Origin of the sequence: Metabacillus flavus, assembly GCF_018283675.1 — a bacterium.
GTDB classification, from domain to species: domain Bacteria; phylum Bacillota; class Bacilli; order Bacillales; family Bacillaceae; genus Metabacillus_B; species Metabacillus_B flavus.
Map to the genome: position 1 here is coordinate 2,751,863 of NZ_JAGVRK010000001.1, position 17,618 is coordinate 2,769,480.

The window sequence follows — 17,618 nt, forward strand, 5'->3', positions numbered from 1 at the left end:
TATCCTTTCTAGTAAGATGGATAGGAAACGTGCTGAACGGTTTGAGATTCGACAGCGCGCTCAGATTGATTATTTTTTTCTTTTTGCTGTTTGACCTGTTCACTAATATTAAAGATATTTGTGAAAAGTTCCAGTGCCTCGTCGCCATCCGGTTCGGCTGCAAGCTCTTTCGCCTTTAGAATCGGATCACGCAGAAGCTGGTTTATGATGCTTTTTGTATGTTTGTTTAAGAGCTTAATGTCCCGCTCTGACAGGTCCGGCATTTTCCTTTCAATGCTCTGCATCGTCTCAGACTGAATCGACAAAGCTTTCTCGCGGAGCGCCGTAATGACAGGAACGACTCCAAGCGTGTTCAGCCATTGCTTAAACTGCACAATTTCCAGTTCGATCATAATCCCAACCCGCTCAGCTGCCGCTCTGCGCTCCTGCATGTTAGCCTCTACTATACCTTCCAGGTCGTCAATATCGTATAGAAAAATGCTTTCCAAATCATTGATTGCAGGATCAATATCCCTGGGAACAGCAATGTCCACCATAAATAATGGTTTTCCTCTGCGCTGCTTTTCGACCTCTGCCATCATTTCTTTCGTGACAACAAAATCCTTTGCACCTGTTGAACTGATGACGATGTCTGCATCTTCAAGGGCCGCTCTAAGCTCTGAGAAGCTTTTCGCTTTGCCGCTGAATTTTTCTGCCAGCTGTTTCGCTTTTTCATACGTCCTGTTTACAACCGTTACCTCGCTGACGCCGTTTCCGTGAAGATTCTGGGCAGCGAGCTCACTCATTTTGCCTGCACCGAGAATCAGTACGTGCTTTGCGGATAAACTTCCAAATATCTTCTTCGCAAGCTGAACAGCTGCGTAGCTTACGGACACCGCATGGCTGCCAATCTCGGTTTCAGAATGGGCTCTTTTAGCTAGCGTTATCGCTTCCTTAAATAGATAGTTAAAAACAGTACCTGTCGTCTGCAGTTCCTGTCCGTCCAGAAAGCTTGACCGCACCTGTCCCAAAATTTGAGTTTCTCCTACAATCATTGAATCAAGACCGCATGAAACGCGGAAAAGATGGTCAACAGCCCCATCATTCTCGTAAAAAGTCAGGAACGGAGCGAACTGCTCCATTTCAAGTGCAAACCACTCGGCTAAAAATGCCTTAAGATAATATCTGCCGGTATGAAGCTGGTCGACTACCGCATAAATCTCTGTGCGGTTGCACGTAGAAACAATAATATTTTCAAGAACGCTCTTCTGCGTTTTTAGTTTTTTCATGGCTGACCCAAGTTCAGCGGGATCAAAACTGAGCTTTTCACGTATATCAACAGGGGCAGTCTTATGATTTAAGCCTACAACTAAAATATGCACTTTCTTCAATACCCCCCTATCATTTCTAGCACTTAAATAACAATAATTATTCTAAAGTAAAAATAATTCTTTGTCTAATCATTTACTTCTTCTCTATTTTATATTATAACATGATAGAAAAGTGTGCTTCTGTTAAAATGTGAACAGAGTATGAAACAGAAATTCAATCAACGTATGTATTCCACCATGTACATTACCAAAAAAAGCGCTTTCTTTCAAGAGAGAATCCATTAATTGAGGTGACCCATGAAACAGCGACCAGCATTCCCAGCCTACTTTTTAATCATGATCGGAGCCTATTTTCTGCTGCAAAAGCTGAACATTGTGCTCTTTCCGGAACAAAACAGCTGGCAGACCCTGATCCTGCTGTTTGGAGCCGTTTTTCTTCTAACCAGCTTGGCTGGAAAAGATGATACATATCTGGTAACAGGATTGATTATGACAGGACTGGGCATTCATTTTCTGATGTCAGGAAAAAATCCAGCGTGGCCTAATCATCCAGCCGGAATCACCATCATAGTAGGAGCATCCTTGCTTCTCGCTTCTATTAAAGCCAAAAGCGGATATGCTTCAGGAGCTGTCGTTCTTCTTGCAGGACTGTTTATCCATTATTTCCAGCAGATAGCGGATACCTTCAGCCAGCTTCAACAGGGAATTGGCTATGCCGAAAAATTTTGGCCTTTCCTGTTTTTAGCAGCAGGGCTATTCTTATTATTCAGGAAAAAATAAGAAAATATTCCTTAAAAGGAAAAGCTTTTTTACAATGATTGGTGAAATAAGCAATCAAAAAGAGGGGCTGGCTAAAAAGTTCTGCTGAGAGGAAAAGGATTGAAATCGAAACCCCCGGGATGCTGTTGCATTCCGGGGGTTCTGTTTTAATAATAGGTATTTAGAACAACTATGGTTAGGCTGATTGGAGCGGAAGATGCGCGACTCCTGCGGGAGCAGCGGGACAGGTGAGACCCCGCAGGCGTTTGCGCCGAGGAGGCTCACCGCCCGCCCCGCGGAAAGCAAGCAATCTGCAGCGGAAATCAGCCAAAACCAGACTAATTTATGGACAATCTCTTCTTTATTTTACTCCAGTCAGCCTCTTAATGGCTCCCCATGCCTCTTCCTTGCCTTTGGCTGTTTCAGCGGAGAAGAGAACGATGGAATCTTCTTCAGCAAGCTCAAGTTCCTCTTCTACAATTTTCACGTGCTTTTGCCACTTCGTTTTCGGAATTTTATCCGCTTTGGTTGCGACAACAATCACAGGAATCCCATAGTGTTTAAGGAAATTGTACATCATGATATCATCTTTCGTCGGTTTATGACGGACATCAATAATGAGAACGACAGCTTTTAATTCTTCCCTGTTCGTTAAATACGTTTCAATCATTCTTCCCCATGCATCCCGCTCGCTCTTGGATACTTTCGCAAATCCGTATCCGGGTACGTCCACAAAATGGAGGACTTCATTAATAATATAGAAGTTCAGCGTTTGCGTCTTCCCCGGTTTTGAAGAGGTCCTGGCCAAATTTTTACGGTTCAGCAGTTTGTTGATGAAGGAGGATTTTCCAACATTCGATCTGCCTGCAAGCGCAATTTCGGGAAGGCCTGCGTCTGGGTATTGCTCTGGTTTTACAGCACTTATTACAATTTCTGATGAGGTTACTTTCATTTCGGTTCTCCAGTCAATGCATGCTTAAGCACTTCTTCAATGTCGGACACTAGAACAAACGTCAGATCATTGCGAATGCTTTCCGGTATATCTTCCAGGTCTTTTTCGTTTTCTCTAGGCAAAATTTTTTTTTTCAACCCGGCCCTGTGGGCTGACAGGGATTTTTCCTTCAAACCGCCGATTGGAAGCACACGGCCTCTCAAGGTGATCTCTCCTGTCATTCCTACCTCTTTCCTCACAGGTCTTCCTGTAAGAGCGGAGATAAGAGCAGTCGCCATCGTAATACCAGCTGAAGGCCCATCTTTTGGGACAGCTCCTTCTGGAACGTGAATATGGATATCATTCTTTTCATGGAAATCAGGATCGATATCCAATTTCTCTGCCCGGGAACGGATAAAACTGAAGGCCGCCTGAGCGGATTCTTTCATCACGTCACCCAGTTTGCCGGTTAGAATCAGCTTTCCTTTCCCAGGGGACAAGGATACTTCGATTGATAGGGTATCGCCTCCAACGGTTGTATATGCGAGGCCGGTGGCAACTCCTATTTGATCCTCGATTTCCGCCTGACCATAGCGGAATATCTGTTTTCCAAGGTAATCTTGAAGATTTTTGTCCGAAACAATAATTTTTTTCTTTTCTTCAGACACAATCTTTTTGGCTGCTTTACGGCAAATAGCTGCAAGCTGGCGCTCCATTCCGCGCACTCCCGCTTCTCTTGTATAATACCGCACTATATTCTGCAAGGCTGGCTCTTTCACCTGAAGATTGGCCTTCTTCAGTCCATGAGCTTCGAGCTGCTTCGGCATTAGGTGGTCCTTGGCAATATGGATCTTTTCAAGCTCCGTATATCCCGCAATCGTTATGATCTCCATCCGGTCGCGCAGCGGACCCGGAATAGTTGCAAGATTATTGGCTGTAGCGACAAACATCACCTTCGAAAGGTCATAGGTTTCTTCTATATAATGGTCACTGAAGTTATGGTTTTGTTCCGGATCCAGGACTTCAAGCAATGCTGAAGAAGGATCCCCTCTGAAATCACTGGACATCTTATCGATTTCATCCAGCAGGAAGACCGGATTGATGCTTCCGGCTTTTTTCATTCCTTGAATGATACGGCCCGGCATTGCTCCTACATAGGTCCGGCGATGGCCGCGAATTTCAGATTCATCTCTGACACCGCCAAGAGAAATTCTCACGAAGTTCCGGTTCAGCGATTTTGCAATGGAGCGGGCAAGTGATGTTTTACCGACTCCGGGAGGTCCGGCAAGACAAAGGATCGGTCCTTTAAGGGAGTTCGTCAGCTTTTGAACAGCTAAATACTCCAGAACCCGCTCCTTCACTTTCTCCAAACCGTGGTGGTCATCATTCAGGATTTTTTCGGCAAGTCTTAAATCAAGCCGATCCTCTGTTGCATTTGTCCAAGGGAGAGAAAGCAGCCAGTCAATATAATTGCGGATGACGGCGCTCTCTGCCGAGCTGGATGGAACCTTCTCATATCTGTCGAGTTCCTTCAGCGCTGCAGCCTTTATCTCCTCTGGCATGCCAGCCTGTTCGATCTTTTCTGAAAGCAGAGAGATTTCCCCTGTTTTGCCTTCTTTATCTCCAAGCTCCTTTTGGATGGCTTTCATTTGCTCGCGAAGGTAGTATTCCTTTTGAGTCCGTTCCATTGAGCGTTTAACTCGCTGGCCGATTTTCTTTTCAAGGTTGAGCACTTCTTTTTCGTTGTTTATCATGCTGATTACTTTGTGCAAGCGGTCTTTTATATCCACGGTCTCCAGGACTTCCTGTTTTTCCTTAAGCTTCAGCGGCAAATGGGAAGCAACAAGATCCGCAACGCGTCCGGGTTCATCTATGTCTGCAACAGAAGCAAAGGTCTCCGCGGATACCTTTTTGGAGAGCTTTATGTACTGCTCAAAGTATTCAAGGAGCGTTCTCATGAGCGCTTCGCTTTCCACGTCTTTTTTCGATGAATCCGAAAGCGTCTCAATCGTAACCATGAGCGTATCGTTTTCTTCCTGGAAAGATCGGATTTCTCCTCTTTCCAAGCCTTCTACGAGTACACGGATCGTTCCGTTTGGAAGCTTGAGCATCTGCTTTATTTTCGTAAATGTTCCTACACGGTATACATCGTCCTCTGCAGGTTCATCTATAGAAATGTCCTTTTGTGTAGCTAAAAATATCATGTGATCGTCCATCATGGCCGTTTCCAATGCCTGAACTGATTTATCCCTGCCAACATCCAAGTGAAGAACCATGGTTGGGTAGACCAATAGCCCTCTTAATGGAAGCAAAGGAATGGTTGCCTCATTATTCGCCATACCTATGCACCTCCGTCTCTTTCTTGATAGAGTATGTGCGAGTTCTTGTCTAATTCTAACTTATTCTTTATAGGGTGTCTATTTGGATGTTTAATTTTTGCCCATCGGATGCATTTGCCTTCTTTATGCAAAGGAAAACCTCCAGGCTGCCTGGAGGTTCACCGCTCTCTACTATATGCCAACTCAAACTGATTTTTTCTCATTCAGTAAAAATTCAGCAGGCGGATCAAGCAGGGCATGATCCAGGACTTCCTGGAAATTTGATACCGGGATGATTGTAATTCCGGGAATGTCCTCCAATATGGACTGACTGTTTTCCGCAGGAATAATGACTCGTTTTGCACCTGCAAGCTTTGCTGCTTTTATTTTAGGCACCACACCGCCGATTGGCTTCACGTGGCCATGAATACTGATTTCGCCTGTCATGGCAATCTTATGATCAATAGGGATTTTATGAATCGCCGAAAAAATCCCTGCCGCCATGGCGATTCCGGCTGAAGGTCCGTCAATCGGAACGCCTCCCGGAAAGTTCACATGAATTTCAAAGCTCTCCGCGTCGACACCCATAGACTTGAGGACGGTGATCACATTTTCCACCGAGCCTTTTGCCATACTTTTTCTCCGGATCGATTTCCCCCGGTCACCAATGCTTTCTTCTTCCACAATGCCGGTAATGTTAATGCTGCCTTTATCTTTTGCAGGAAGGACCATTACTTCAATTTCTAAAAGAGAGCCTGTATTAGGGCCATGTACCGCAAGTCCGTTTACTAGACCAACCTTTGCTTCAAGCCCGATTTTCCGATCAAACCGCGGTGACATTTGACTGGAATGAATGACCCACTCAATATCCTTTAAGGTCACCTCACCCCGGTCCTCATTCATCGCCATGCCTGCCACAATCTGCATCATGTTCACGATTTCCCGTCCATTTCTTGCATAAGAGGTCATTAATTCAATTCCTTTTGTCGATACGTTCATTCCGATTTTAACCGCTGCTTTATTGGCTACAATCGACAGCTCTGCTTGATCTAACTCCCGGAAGAACACTTCCACACACCGGGACCTGATGGCAGGAGGGATTTCATTCGGAGTTCTCGTGGTCGCTCCGATTAAACGGAAATCAGCCGGCAGACCGTTTTGGAAAATATCATGGATATGCGTCGGGATGTTCGAATTTTCTTCGCTGTAATACGCGCTCTCCAAAAAGACTTTTCGATCTTCCAAAACTTTAAGCATCTTGTTCATTTGGATAGGATGAAGCTCCCCGATCTCATCAATAAACAAGACACCGCCGTGAGCATGTGTAACCGCTCCTTGCTTTGGCTGGGGAATTCCTGCCTGCCCCATCGCCCCTGCTCCTTGATAAATCGGGTCATGAACAGAACCGATTAGCGGATCGGCAATTCCGCGTTCATCAAATCTCGCTGTCGTCGCATCCAATTCAACAAATACAGCAGAAGGCCTGAAGGGAGATTTTCCATTTCGTTTTGCTTCCTCTAATACGAGTCTTGCTGCTGCCGTTTTCCCGACTCCCGGCGGCCCATAAATAATGACATGCTGAGGATTGGGCCCGCATAACGCTGCACTTAAGGATCGAATGCCATCCTCCTGTCCAACAATGTCTCTGAAAGTCTTCGGACGTACTCTTTCTGATAGCGGCTCGCTTAACCGGATCGATCTCATCTTTCTAAGCTGTTCCATTTCCTTTTTTGATTCCCTGTCTATGGAAACCTTTTGAGTCCTCTGGCTTTTTAGCAAATTCCAAAAATACAGGCCGATGATAATGCCGAAAAACAATTGCACGAACAGTGCGATGCTTGTCCAACTCATATTGGTCCCTCCTGCCGCTTCTTTTTTCTATGTAAAAGAGTCTTCCTCTCTTAGCCATGTTGCTGCTTCTTGCTCCCCATAGTATCTCCCCCTGTGCGAAGGAATAAACCCAAAGCGTAAAGATTTAAGGAGGGAAATTAAGAGTTTTAGGGCGAACAATTTCATATGGATGAAGCCCCAGCTTAAAGAAGAACGCGAGCAGGAAAGGAGGTTTGAGAAACGCAAAAAAGCCCGGGGGATCCCGGACTTTTTTCACCAATCATTAAGCTGAAGTCTTTTTATCTTTTTCAATCACTGTTCCATCATTTGCAACAAGCTTTGGCGGAACTTGATCAGAAACTGTCGCTCCAGTGATTACACATTTTTCGATATCATCACGGGATGGAAGTTCAAACATAACATCCAGCATGAGTCCTTCAATAATGGATCTCAAACCGCGGGCTCCAGTCTTGCGTTCAATTGCTTTCTTGGAAATTTCAAGCAGCGCTTCATCTTCAAATTCAAGCTCTACTCCATCAAGATCAAGCATCTTTTGATATTGCTTAACAAGGGCATTCTTAGGCTTAGTGAGGATTTCAACCAGAGCATCCTCATCCAGCGGCTCCAGGCTTGAAATAACCGGAAGACGGCCGATGAATTCTGGAATTAAACCGAATTTAAGCAAATCTTCTGGAAGAACTTTAGAAAGAAGCATTTTTTGATCAAGCTCTTCTTTCGTATTGTCTGATCCGAAGCCGATTACTTTTTTGCCTAGACGGCGTTTAATAATTTGTTCAATTCCATCAAACGCTCCTCCGCAAATAAAGAGAATGTTTGTTGTATCAATCTGGATAAACTCCTGATGCGGATGTTTGCGTCCTCCCTGAGGTGGTACACTTGCAACCGTTCCTTCAAGAATTTTCAGCAAAGCCTGCTGCACACCTTCACCTGAAACATCGCGAGTAATCGATGGATTTTCAGATTTACGGGCTACTTTGTCAATTTCATCAATATAGATAATGCCTTTTTCAGCTTTTTCTACATCGTAATCTGCTGCCTGAATCAGCTTGAGCAGAATATTTTCTACGTCTTCCCCAACATAACCAGCCTCTGTAAGAGAAGTTGCATCCGCAATGGCAAATGGCACATTTAGAATTCTGGCTAATGTTTGAGCAAGAAGGGTTTTACCGCTTCCAGTAGGTCCGATCATCGCAATGTTACTTTTTGAAAGCTCTACATCATCAATTTTGCTGCTTGAATTAATCCGTTTGTAGTGATTATATACAGCTACAGCCAATGATTTCTTCGCTGCATCCTGTCCGATTACATACTCATCAAGAATTTCTCTGATTTCTGCAGGTTTTGGAACATCTTTAAACTCAACTTCTTCTTCTGTACCAAGCTCTTCTTCAACGATTTCAGTGCAGAGCTCGATGCATTCGTCACATATATAAACACCCGGTCCAGCTACAAGCTTGCGAACTTGATCCTGTGTTTTTCCGCAGAATGAACATTTAAGCTGTCCTTTTTCATCATTAAATTTAAACATTGTTTCACCCCTTATTCTTTATCTCTTCATACGATCAAAACCCCGTCCATCAGCGAATACAAATGGTACATTTACAGAGATAATCCGTGAGGGCTGTTCTCCGATCAGGTATAGGAATCGCAAGTAAATCAAGTATGTACTGCATTTTAACATAAACACTGCGGTGATGGATATTAAGATGTTTGAAGATCAATTGCTGCTATGTATGCTTTCCTATATCCTACCCTAATTTTTGAAGAAAAAACATCTTTTGCATACTTATGCGGCAGGTAAATCACGGAGTTCCCTGAGAGGGATATGTATTGATGTATGTATATGTATTTTAGCATGTTTTCATTTAATTAGGAATGATCCTGCTTCTATGTATGTGTCGCCATTTTCTGCAAAAGCTTTTGTTTAGAAAACAGGGCACGATCAAGTCGCGCCCTGTCAGCTATTTTATATTATGCAGCGTTTTTGCTGTTTTCCACTAGGAAATCGATCGCTTTGCGGATTTTCAGATCCTCTTTCACTGCATCGGTAGAACCAAGTGCCTGTTTGATGCTGTCTACCGGCATGTTGTACATTTCAGCCATTTTAGAAAGCTCTTCTTCCACTTCAGCATCCGTTACTTCAAGGCTTTCAGCTGAAGCTACCGCTTCAAGAGTAAGGTTGAATTTCACACGCTTCGCAGCATCTTCGTTCATTTGCTGTTTAAGTGCTTCTTCATCCTGACCTGAGAATTGGAAGTACAGTTCAAGGTTCATGCCTTGCATTTGAAGGCGCTGTTCGAATTCTTTCATCATGCGCTCTACTTCGCTGTCAATCATAACCTGTGGAATTTCCACTTCTGCATTTTCAGCAGCTTTTTCTACAAGTGCGTCGCGCAGCTTGTTTTCAGCTTCAGTTTTGCGTGTTTCCTGAAGGCGCTCTTTTGTTTTTGCTTTAAGCGCTTCAAGCGTTTCTACTTCTTCATCAACATCTTTAGCGAATTCATCATCAAGCTCAGGAAGCTCTTTCGCTTTGATTTCATGAATTTTCACTTTGAATGTTGCAGCTTTTCCAGCAAGGTCTTCAGCGTGGTACTCTTCTGGGAATGTTACTTCCACATCTTTCTCAGCACCCGTTTCAAGTCCTACAAGCTGCTCTTCAAAACCTGGAATGAAAGAACCAGATCCAATTTCAAGAGAATAGTTGTCCGCTTGTCCGCCTTCAAATGCTTCACCATCTACGAAGCCTTCAAAGTCCATAACAACTGTGTCTCCATCTTCGATCTTGCCTTCTTCTTTCACAACAAGTTCAGCTTGGCGCTCCTGAAGCTGTTTCAATTCCTGATCTACATCTTCGTCTGTTACTTCAGCATCGTCCTTGTCAACTTCAAGGCCTTTATAATCCCCAAGTTTCACTTCAGGCTTTACTGTTACTTTTGCTGTAAAAGTAAGAGTTTCGCCTTTACCCATGGAATCGATGTCGATTTCAGGGCGGTCAATTGGTTCGATCGCAGTCTCGTCAATTGCTTTTCCGTATTCAACCGGAAGAAGAATATCGAGTGCGTCCTGATACAATGATTCTACTCCAAAACGCTGTTCAAACAGGCTGCGCGGAACTTTCCCTTTGCGGAAGCCAGGAATGGATACTTGCTGTACGACTTTTTTAAATGCTTCGTCCAAAGCGTTGTCGAAAGTTTCAGCATCCACTTCAACAGTCAAAATCCCTTGATTACCTTCAAGTTTTTCCCATTTAGCAGACATGCGTTTCCCTCCAAAAATCTATAGTATGTGGTTAGTTTCATGATTCATTAAATCAGCAGCAACATCAGCTGCATTATGTAAATCGAGCGTTTTCCGCTCCCCATCACGATATGAAACCATTTCATTATAACACAGAATGACGTTGTTTCAACCTATTCCAATATTTTTCTGCTATTAGAGAGGTCCCTGATCCAGGTATGACATTTTTTCAATTTGAAAGATCCTGCTGCATGCATCTGCAAGCTGAAAAGAAGGTATTTTATATAAGGCCCCGATTTCTTCCTCTTCAATATCGATCCCATGCATTTCATATCCTGCTTTATGAAGAGCTGCAGCCCAAAGTGAAGCATCAGCAGGCTTAGGCAGGAAAGGAAACATGACAAACAAATGACGGATCCACAGTTCTTTTACTGCTTCAAATAGAGCCGGGTTTTCAGCTCCAAGTTGATCATCAAGCAAAATTAGTACCTTTTTGGCAAATGGTGTATCCGAAAGATCCGATAAAGAGGCTGGTACCACAGTCAGCACATCCTCAAACTTCTCAACCGTTACGCTTTTTTCCACTTCATGCTCCATTAGCACCTGCAGAATCATCGTCTTGATGACCGGATGGGCATGAGTATGTCTTAAAAGAGACCGCAGTGTAGGCATATGCTTCGCGACATTCCGGTCGCGGATCGATTGGATATAATCAATCTGCCTCGAAGGATCTGCCATAAACTTTTCTGATTCTGTCCAATCATCAGGCTCGTAGCTGAAAGACTCCTCCTCTTCCAAGCCGGCTTCCTGCTCAGTGCCGCTCATTCGGCGGCTGAAATCAAGCAATCTGTAAAATTGCTCTGCACTCTCCGCAGGAAGCTGATTCTCTTCCAGAACGGCTTCAATAGTCGATTGGACTTCATTATATTCCCTCAGCTGAATAAGAATGGTCAAATACACCTGCAGCACAGTAAAGTAATGACCAATGTCTTCATTTAGCATTTTCTTGCAAACTTTGCTTGCTTCCTGCAGCTCGCCCATTTCCATAAGGCACAAAGCAATTCCGAGCTGTATTTCAGCCTGATCTTCATCCATATTTCTTGCTTCCGAGAAAAATTCCAGCGCGTCCTGGAACTGTTTCTTTTTCAAAGCTTCCATCCCTTTGTCGACGAGTCGCTCCTTAAGGTTTGGAAATGGAATGATCTTTGATTTTTTGTCTTCACTCATGAATCAGACCAACTCCGCGTTCATTTTTGTTACAAGTTTACCAATGTGGTGAACGGAACACAAGCAGCAAGGCGGAGCGCCTGCAGCAAGGAACAAAAACGTGCGCGGCGTCCTGTCGAGGCGCAGAATTGACCCTCACCCTGCTTGGCCCCGCAGGATGAGGGACTTCGCTGGACGAAGATCCACTCCGGAACAGCAAAAAAGGTGCAAAGCGACACCCGCTTTGCACCTTCCTTCTTTTATACACGCCGGCTTTCTTCAAATTGGCGGATGCTGTCCTCATGGATGAGTGTATAAGCGATTTCGTCTCTTCCATTCATAAGCATATCCTTCCAGTGCGGGTCTATATCAAAGGCGGCTGCCAATCCTGTATCTGCCCAAATAGTCTGATCGGCTAAATTAACAGTGAGCTCCACTCCTCCGTCATTTGCTTTCTCCATAAACTCCGTAACTTTCTCTTTTTCCAGGCTAATAGGAAGAATGCCGTTTTTCAGGCAGTTCTGATGGAAAATATCTGCAAAGGACGGGGCAATTATGACTTTGAATCCGTAATCGCCCAAAGCCCATGGCGCGTGCTCCCTCGAGGATCCGCACCCAAAATTTTCTCCGGCAGCCAAAATCGTCGCTCCCGCAAATTCAGGCCTGTTTAATTCAAAATCAGGATTTGGCTCATAATCCCCTTTATAGCGCCAATCGTAGAAAGCAAACCTTCCATAGCCCGTTTTTTCAATCCGTTTTAGAAACTGTTTCGGAATAATTTGATCGGTATCGACATTGTCCCGATCGAGAACTGCTACCTTTCCTTTATGAAGAAGAAACGGCTGAAGCATGGAAATCCCCCTCCTTGTCCGGTGATTTTCGTATGTCTACGAACCGCCCGTAAATCGCTGCCGCAGCGGCCATTATCGGACTCACTAAGTGGGTGCGGGACCCTTTTCCCTGGCGTCCTTCAAAATTTCTGTTGGACGTGGATGCACAGCGCTCGCCTTCCGGAACAGCATCATCATTCATACTTAAGCACATGCTGCAGCCTGAATGCCTCCATTCGAAGCCTGCTGCGGTGAATATGGCATCAAGCCCCTCTTCTTCCGCCTTGCGCTTTACCGCTTCTGAGCCCGGGACAACCATCGCCCTTACAGTTGAGGCTACCTTTTTCCCTTGTACGAAAGCTGCAGCTTCCCTAAGATCGTGAATACGCGAGTTCGTACATGACCCAATAAAAACGTGCTGAACAGGCAGGTTCTCAAGCGGCTGGCCAGGAGTGAGATCCATATAAAAATAGGCGCGCTCTGCTTCCCGCTTCTCTTCTTTAGTTAAATAGGAATCAAGCACCGGAATACGCTTGTCAACAGATAAAGCCATTCCCGGGTTCGTACCCCATGTGATCATCGGACCGATATCTTCTCCGCGAATTAGGGCTGTTTTATCATAGACAGCTCCCTCATCTGAAGCAAGCTGTTTCCATTGCTCGACTGCCCGTTCAAACGCTTCGCCTTTAGGCGCATACTTTCTCCCCTTTATATAGGAGAAAGTCGTCTCATCCGGTGCAATCAATCCGGCTCTCGCACCTGCTTCAATGGACATGTTGCAAATGGTCATTCGTTCATCCATTGAAAGACTCCGGATGACACTTCCGCTATATTCAATGACATAGCCCGTTCCGAAGCGCACTCCGTATTGCCCGATGATATAAAGGATCACGTCTTTTGCCGTAACCCCTTCTCCCAGTTCCCCGTCAATCTGGATTTGGAGGGTTTTTGGCTTTTGCTGCCAAAGTGTTTGAGTAGCAAAAACGTGCTCCACTTCACTCGTGCCAATTCCAAATGCGAGGGCGCCAAATGCACCGTGTGTTGAAGTGTGACTGTCTCCGCATACAATTGTTTTCCCAGGAAGGGTCAATCCAAGCTCAGGCCCAATCACATGAACAATCCCCTGATCCTCGCTTCCCATGTCGGCAAGTTCCACTTCGAACTCCCGGCAATTCCTTTCCAGTGCACTAATTTGATTTCTGGCTGTTTCATCTTTAATGACTGTCCGATTTACGGTAGGGATATTATGATCCATCGTAGCGAAGGTCAGATCCGGTCTTCTAACCTTCCTGTTTTTAGTCCTAAGTCCTTCGAATGCCTGCGGAGAGGTTACTTCATGAATGAGATGCAGGTCAATGTAGAGAAGATCCGGTTTCCCCTCTTCATTATAGACAACATGCTGATCCCACAATTTTTCAAATAGCGTTCTTCGTTTCATGTTTCTCCTCCTCCTTTATCAGCTTTTAAGCGTAAGCTTCCATGATATGAAGAATGGCATTATCATCGGCCAATCCTTCTTTAATTTCATCGATCATTTCAGCTGTAGTAAGCGGATGATCGTTTTTAAACGCCAGATCTCCTGTTCGTTTCCCCGCATCCAGAACATGCTGGACGGCGCGTTCAACCGCTTTCGCTTCTTCCTCCATACCGAAGGAAGTGCGAAGCATCATGGCAGCGGATAAGATCATCGCAAGCGGATTGGCTTTATTCTTTCCGGCTATATCAGGAGCGGATCCGTGTACCGGTTCATACAAATGAAGGCCGTTCAGGGATAAACTTGAAGAGGGAAGCATTCCCAGCGATCCCGTTAATACGGAAGCCTCGTCGCTTAAAATATCGCCAAACATATTTTCTGTCACCAGAACATCAAATTGAGAAGGATTTTTAATGAGCTGCATGGCAGCATTGTCTACAAGCATATGCTCAAGCTCCACATCCGGGTAGTCCGCCTTCACTTCTTCAGCGGTTTCTCTCCACATTCTGCTCGATTCCAGCACATTGGCCTTATCAACGGACGTAACCTTTTTCCTCCGGCCGGCTGCCATTTCAAATGCAGCTGCTAAAATCCGTCTGACTTCTTCCTTCGTGTAAAAAAGAGTATCCACCGCCGATTCTTCGCCACCCTTGCCGGAACGTTCACTCGGTTTTCCGAAATACAAACCGCCGGTTAGCTCCCGGACAATAACGAAATCCACTCCATTAAGCACTGATTTTTTAAAAGGGCTGTGATCGGTTAGACATTCATATGCTTTTACAGGCCGGATATTGGCATAAAGGCCAAGTTCTTTGCGGAGTGCAAGCAAGCCTCTCTCCGGTCTGTTATCGGCAGGCTCCCGGTCCCATTTCGGCCCTCCTACAGCACCAAGCATAATGGCGTCTGCGTTTCTGCAAAGCTCCAGGGTTTCAGCAGGAAGCGGACCTCCCCGCTGATCAATGGCGGAACCGCCAATTAATCCGGATGTAAAGATAAATTCATGGCCAAACTGTTCGGCAATGACGGACAAGACTTCCTGTGCACCCTGCATCACTTCTTTTCCAATTCCATCTCCCGGCAGCATTGCGATTGTTTTCTTCATGATTCATCCCCCATTTCGTTTAGACTGGCATCTGAATGGCTTCCTGCTCTTCCTGACTGAACAGAAGCACGCGGTTCACTGCATTTACATAAGCCCTTGCTGACGCTTCAAGGACATCCTGCGCCATTCCGCGTCCGCTCGTTTCAATTCCCTTAAATTCCACTTTCACATAAACCTCTGCAAGCGCGTCTCTTCCGCTGCTGTTTGATTGAATGCGGTAGTCCTTCAAATGGACCGTTGCTCCGATACAGCGTTCCAGCGTATTATATATCGCCTCTACACTTCCTGCTCCAGTAGCGGCTTCCTGAATGACGGCCTTGTTCCGGTCTCTGAGCGTTACCGCAGCTGTCGTAATATTGGAGGTTCCGAACTGTACCTGGAGTGTCATCAATTCATAGCCGCAAGCTCCGTTTGCTGCTTTTTCTTCCATTAAAATTGAAATGAGATCGGCGTCCGTGAATTCCTTCTTTTTCTCCGACCAGTCTTTAAATCGGTCAAAGGCTCTTTTCAATTCTTTTTCCTCTAATGTAAAGCCCAGTTCCTTCATTCTTGCACCAAATGCATGCCTTCCGGAGTGTTTTCCTAAAACAAGTGAATTAGAGGATACGCCGACCATTTCCGGAGAAATAATTTCATATGTCGTTTTTTCTTTCAGCACTCCATCTTGATGAATTCCGGATTCGTGGGCAAATGCATTCTTTCCGACAACCGCTTTGTTGCCCGGAACGGCCATTCCGGTCAATTTGCTCACAATGTCACTTGTCCGCTTGATTTCATCCAGCTTCAAATCAAAATAAGATTGGTAATGATCTCCTCTAATCTTTAAAGCTACCGCAATTTCTTCCAGGGCCGCATTTCCTGCCCGTTCTCCAATTCCATTAATGGTCCCCTCTATTTGGCTGGCGCCATGTTCGATGGCGGATAGGGAATTAGCGACGGCCATTCCAAGATCGTTGTGGCAATGAGCAGAGAGAATGACCTGATCGATACCATCTACATTTCCTTTTAAATAAGAGAAAATTTCACCGTACTCTTTTGGATGAATATAGCCGACTGTATCCGGGATGTTTACAACATCTGCTCCCGCTTTAATCACTTCAGCAACAATCTCGCTTAAAAAATCAATCTCCGTTCTGCATGCATCTTCCGCTGACCACTGAACAATCGGGAAAAACGTTTTCGCGTATTTGACGGCCTCAACTGCTGCTTCGATGACCTGCTCCTTCGATTTTTTCAGCTTGTATTCCCTATGAATTGGGGAGGTTGCCAGGAAGACATGCAATCTTGGATCTGCCCCGTCCTTCAGCGCTTCCCACGCGGTGTCAATATCTCCTTTCACAGATCTGGCAAGTCCTGTAACGGAGCAGCTGCGGATTGTACGGGCAATCTCTCTGACACTCTTCATCTCCGATTTGGAGGAGGCCGGAAAGCCCGCCTCCATAATATCCACACCCAATCTTTCAAGCTGTCTTGCAATTTCAAGCTTCTCTCCGAACGTCAAATTGACGCCGGCTGACTGTTCGCCATCTCTTAAGGTTGTGTCAAATACATTAATTTTCCGCACCAGCGGTCACCGCCTCTTTTGCTTTTGGCTTGACGAACGGCATCATGCTTCTAAGTTCTCTTCCCACTTTTTCAATTTGATGTTCGTTTTCGCGCTTATTGATGGCGTTAAATTGAGGACGGTTCACCTGGTTTTCAACAATCCATTCCTTCGCGAATCTTCCGGACTGAATGTCTTCAAGCACCGCTTTCATGGATTCTTTTACTTTGGCATCCACGACTCTTGGCCCTGAAACAAAATCGCCCCATTGCGCTGTGTCAGAAACAGAGTATCTCATTCCTTCCAAACCGCCTTCATACATGAGGTCCACGATCAATTTCAGCTCATGCATACACTCAAAGTAAGCTAATTCAGGTTGATATCCTGCTTCTACAAGTGTTTCAAATCCAGCTTTTACAAGGGAAGTCAAACCGCCGCACAATACTGCCTGTTCTCCAAACAAATCAGTCTCCGTTTCTTCCTTAAACGTTGTTTCAAGAACTCCTGCACGGCCGGCACCGATTCCTTTTGCATAAGCCAGGGCTGTATCACGAGCTTTTCCGGAAACATCCTGCTGGATGGCAAACAGCGCTGGAACTCCGGCTCCTTCTGTATACGTTCTCCGCACAAGATGTCCCGGCCCTTTCGGAGCAACAAGGAAAACGTCAACAAATTCGGGCGGTACGATCTGATGAAAATGGATGTTGAATCCGTGGGCAAAAACCAATGATTTCCCTGGCTCAAGTGCGTCTTTAATCTCATGCTCATATACTTTCGCCTGCTGTTCATCCGGCAATAGTACCATGATGACATCTGCCGCTTCAGCTGCTTCCTTCACTGTATAAACCTGATGTCCATCCTGTTTTGCTTTTTCAAAAGAACCGCCTTTTCTGACACCGACAACAACATCAAGTCCGCTTTCTTTCAAATTCAGCGCATGTGCATGACCTTGAGAGCCGTATCCGATTACTGCGATTTTTTTCCCTTGAAGTGCCTGTTCATTTACATCCCCGTTATAGTAAACCTTTGCCATAGTCCATCTCTCCATTTCGAATTG

General features: G+C 45.2%; 13 protein-coding genes. 1 reads left to right on the top strand and 12 read right to left on the bottom strand.

The window, feature by feature from the left end; translation table 11 throughout:
- Positions 1-8: 8 nt before the first annotated feature.
- Complete coding sequence (gene hemA / locus J9317_RS14145; RefSeq protein ID WP_211562408.1) at positions 9-1,361, bottom strand: glutamyl-tRNA reductase; 1,353 nt, start codon at positions 1,359-1,361, stop codon at positions 9-11.
- Between the two features lie 246 nt (positions 1,362-1,607).
- Between hemA and J9317_RS14150 the strand changes: the two genes are divergently transcribed.
- Positions 1,608-2,090 (top strand): LiaI-LiaF-like domain-containing protein, encoded by a 483-nt coding sequence (locus J9317_RS14150; protein ID WP_211559636.1) that lies wholly within the window; start codon positions 1,608-1,610, stop codon positions 2,088-2,090.
- 340 nt (positions 2,091-2,430) lie between these two features.
- Here J9317_RS14150 and yihA read toward each other — a convergent pair whose 3' ends face one another.
- The 11 genes from yihA to ilvC form a co-directional block, all read right to left on the bottom strand.
- On the bottom strand, positions 2,431-3,021 hold the full coding sequence (yihA, locus tag J9317_RS14155) for a ribosome biogenesis GTP-binding protein YihA/YsxC (protein WP_211559638.1): 591 nt from the start codon (positions 3,019-3,021) through the stop codon (positions 2,431-2,433).
- Complete coding sequence (gene lon / locus J9317_RS14160; RefSeq protein WP_211559639.1) at positions 3,018-5,339, bottom strand: endopeptidase La; 2,322 nt, start codon at positions 5,337-5,339, stop codon at positions 3,018-3,020. The genes yihA and lon overlap by 4 nt, the downstream gene beginning before the upstream one ends.
- A gap of 183 nt (positions 5,340-5,522) precedes the next feature.
- A complete protein-coding gene (lonB, locus tag J9317_RS14165) occupies positions 5,523-7,169 on the bottom strand; it encodes an ATP-dependent protease LonB (RefSeq protein WP_211559641.1) in 1,647 nt (548 codons plus the stop codon).
- A gap of 262 nt (positions 7,170-7,431) precedes the next feature.
- Positions 7,432-8,697 (bottom strand): ATP-dependent protease ATP-binding subunit ClpX, encoded by a 1,266-nt coding sequence (clpX, locus tag J9317_RS14170; protein WP_211559643.1) that lies wholly within the window; start codon positions 8,695-8,697, stop codon positions 7,432-7,434.
- A 443-nt stretch (positions 8,698-9,140) separates the two neighbouring features.
- Complete coding sequence (gene tig / locus J9317_RS14175) at positions 9,141-10,427, bottom strand: trigger factor (protein WP_211559646.1); 1,287 nt, start codon at positions 10,425-10,427, stop codon at positions 9,141-9,143.
- 174 nt (positions 10,428-10,601) lie between these two features.
- Positions 10,602-11,633, bottom strand: coding sequence for a tetratricopeptide repeat protein (locus J9317_RS14180; protein ID WP_211559648.1), 1,032 nt, complete (start codon positions 11,631-11,633; stop codon positions 10,602-10,604).
- A gap of 239 nt (positions 11,634-11,872) precedes the next feature.
- Complete coding sequence (leuD, locus tag J9317_RS14185) at positions 11,873-12,463, bottom strand: 3-isopropylmalate dehydratase small subunit (protein WP_211559650.1); 591 nt, start codon at positions 12,461-12,463, stop codon at positions 11,873-11,875.
- Complete coding sequence (leuC, locus tag J9317_RS14190) at positions 12,438-13,880, bottom strand: 3-isopropylmalate dehydratase large subunit (RefSeq protein ID WP_211559651.1); 1,443 nt, start codon at positions 13,878-13,880, stop codon at positions 12,438-12,440. Before leuC ends, leuD begins: the two co-directional genes overlap by 26 nt.
- 25 nt (positions 13,881-13,905) lie before the next feature.
- Positions 13,906-15,018: a 3-isopropylmalate dehydrogenase gene (gene leuB, locus J9317_RS14195; protein ID WP_211559653.1), complete on the bottom strand. Its 1,113-nt coding sequence runs from the start codon at positions 15,016-15,018 to the stop codon at positions 13,906-13,908.
- Between the two features lie 19 nt (positions 15,019-15,037).
- Positions 15,038-16,582 (bottom strand): 2-isopropylmalate synthase, encoded by a 1,545-nt coding sequence (locus J9317_RS14200; protein ID WP_211559655.1) that lies wholly within the window; start codon positions 16,580-16,582, stop codon positions 15,038-15,040.
- Positions 16,569-17,609, bottom strand: coding sequence for a ketol-acid reductoisomerase (gene ilvC, locus J9317_RS14205; protein WP_284143280.1), 1,041 nt, complete (start codon positions 17,607-17,609; stop codon positions 16,569-16,571). Before ilvC ends, J9317_RS14200 begins: the two co-directional genes overlap by 14 nt.
- Positions 17,610-17,618 lie beyond the last annotated feature (9 nt).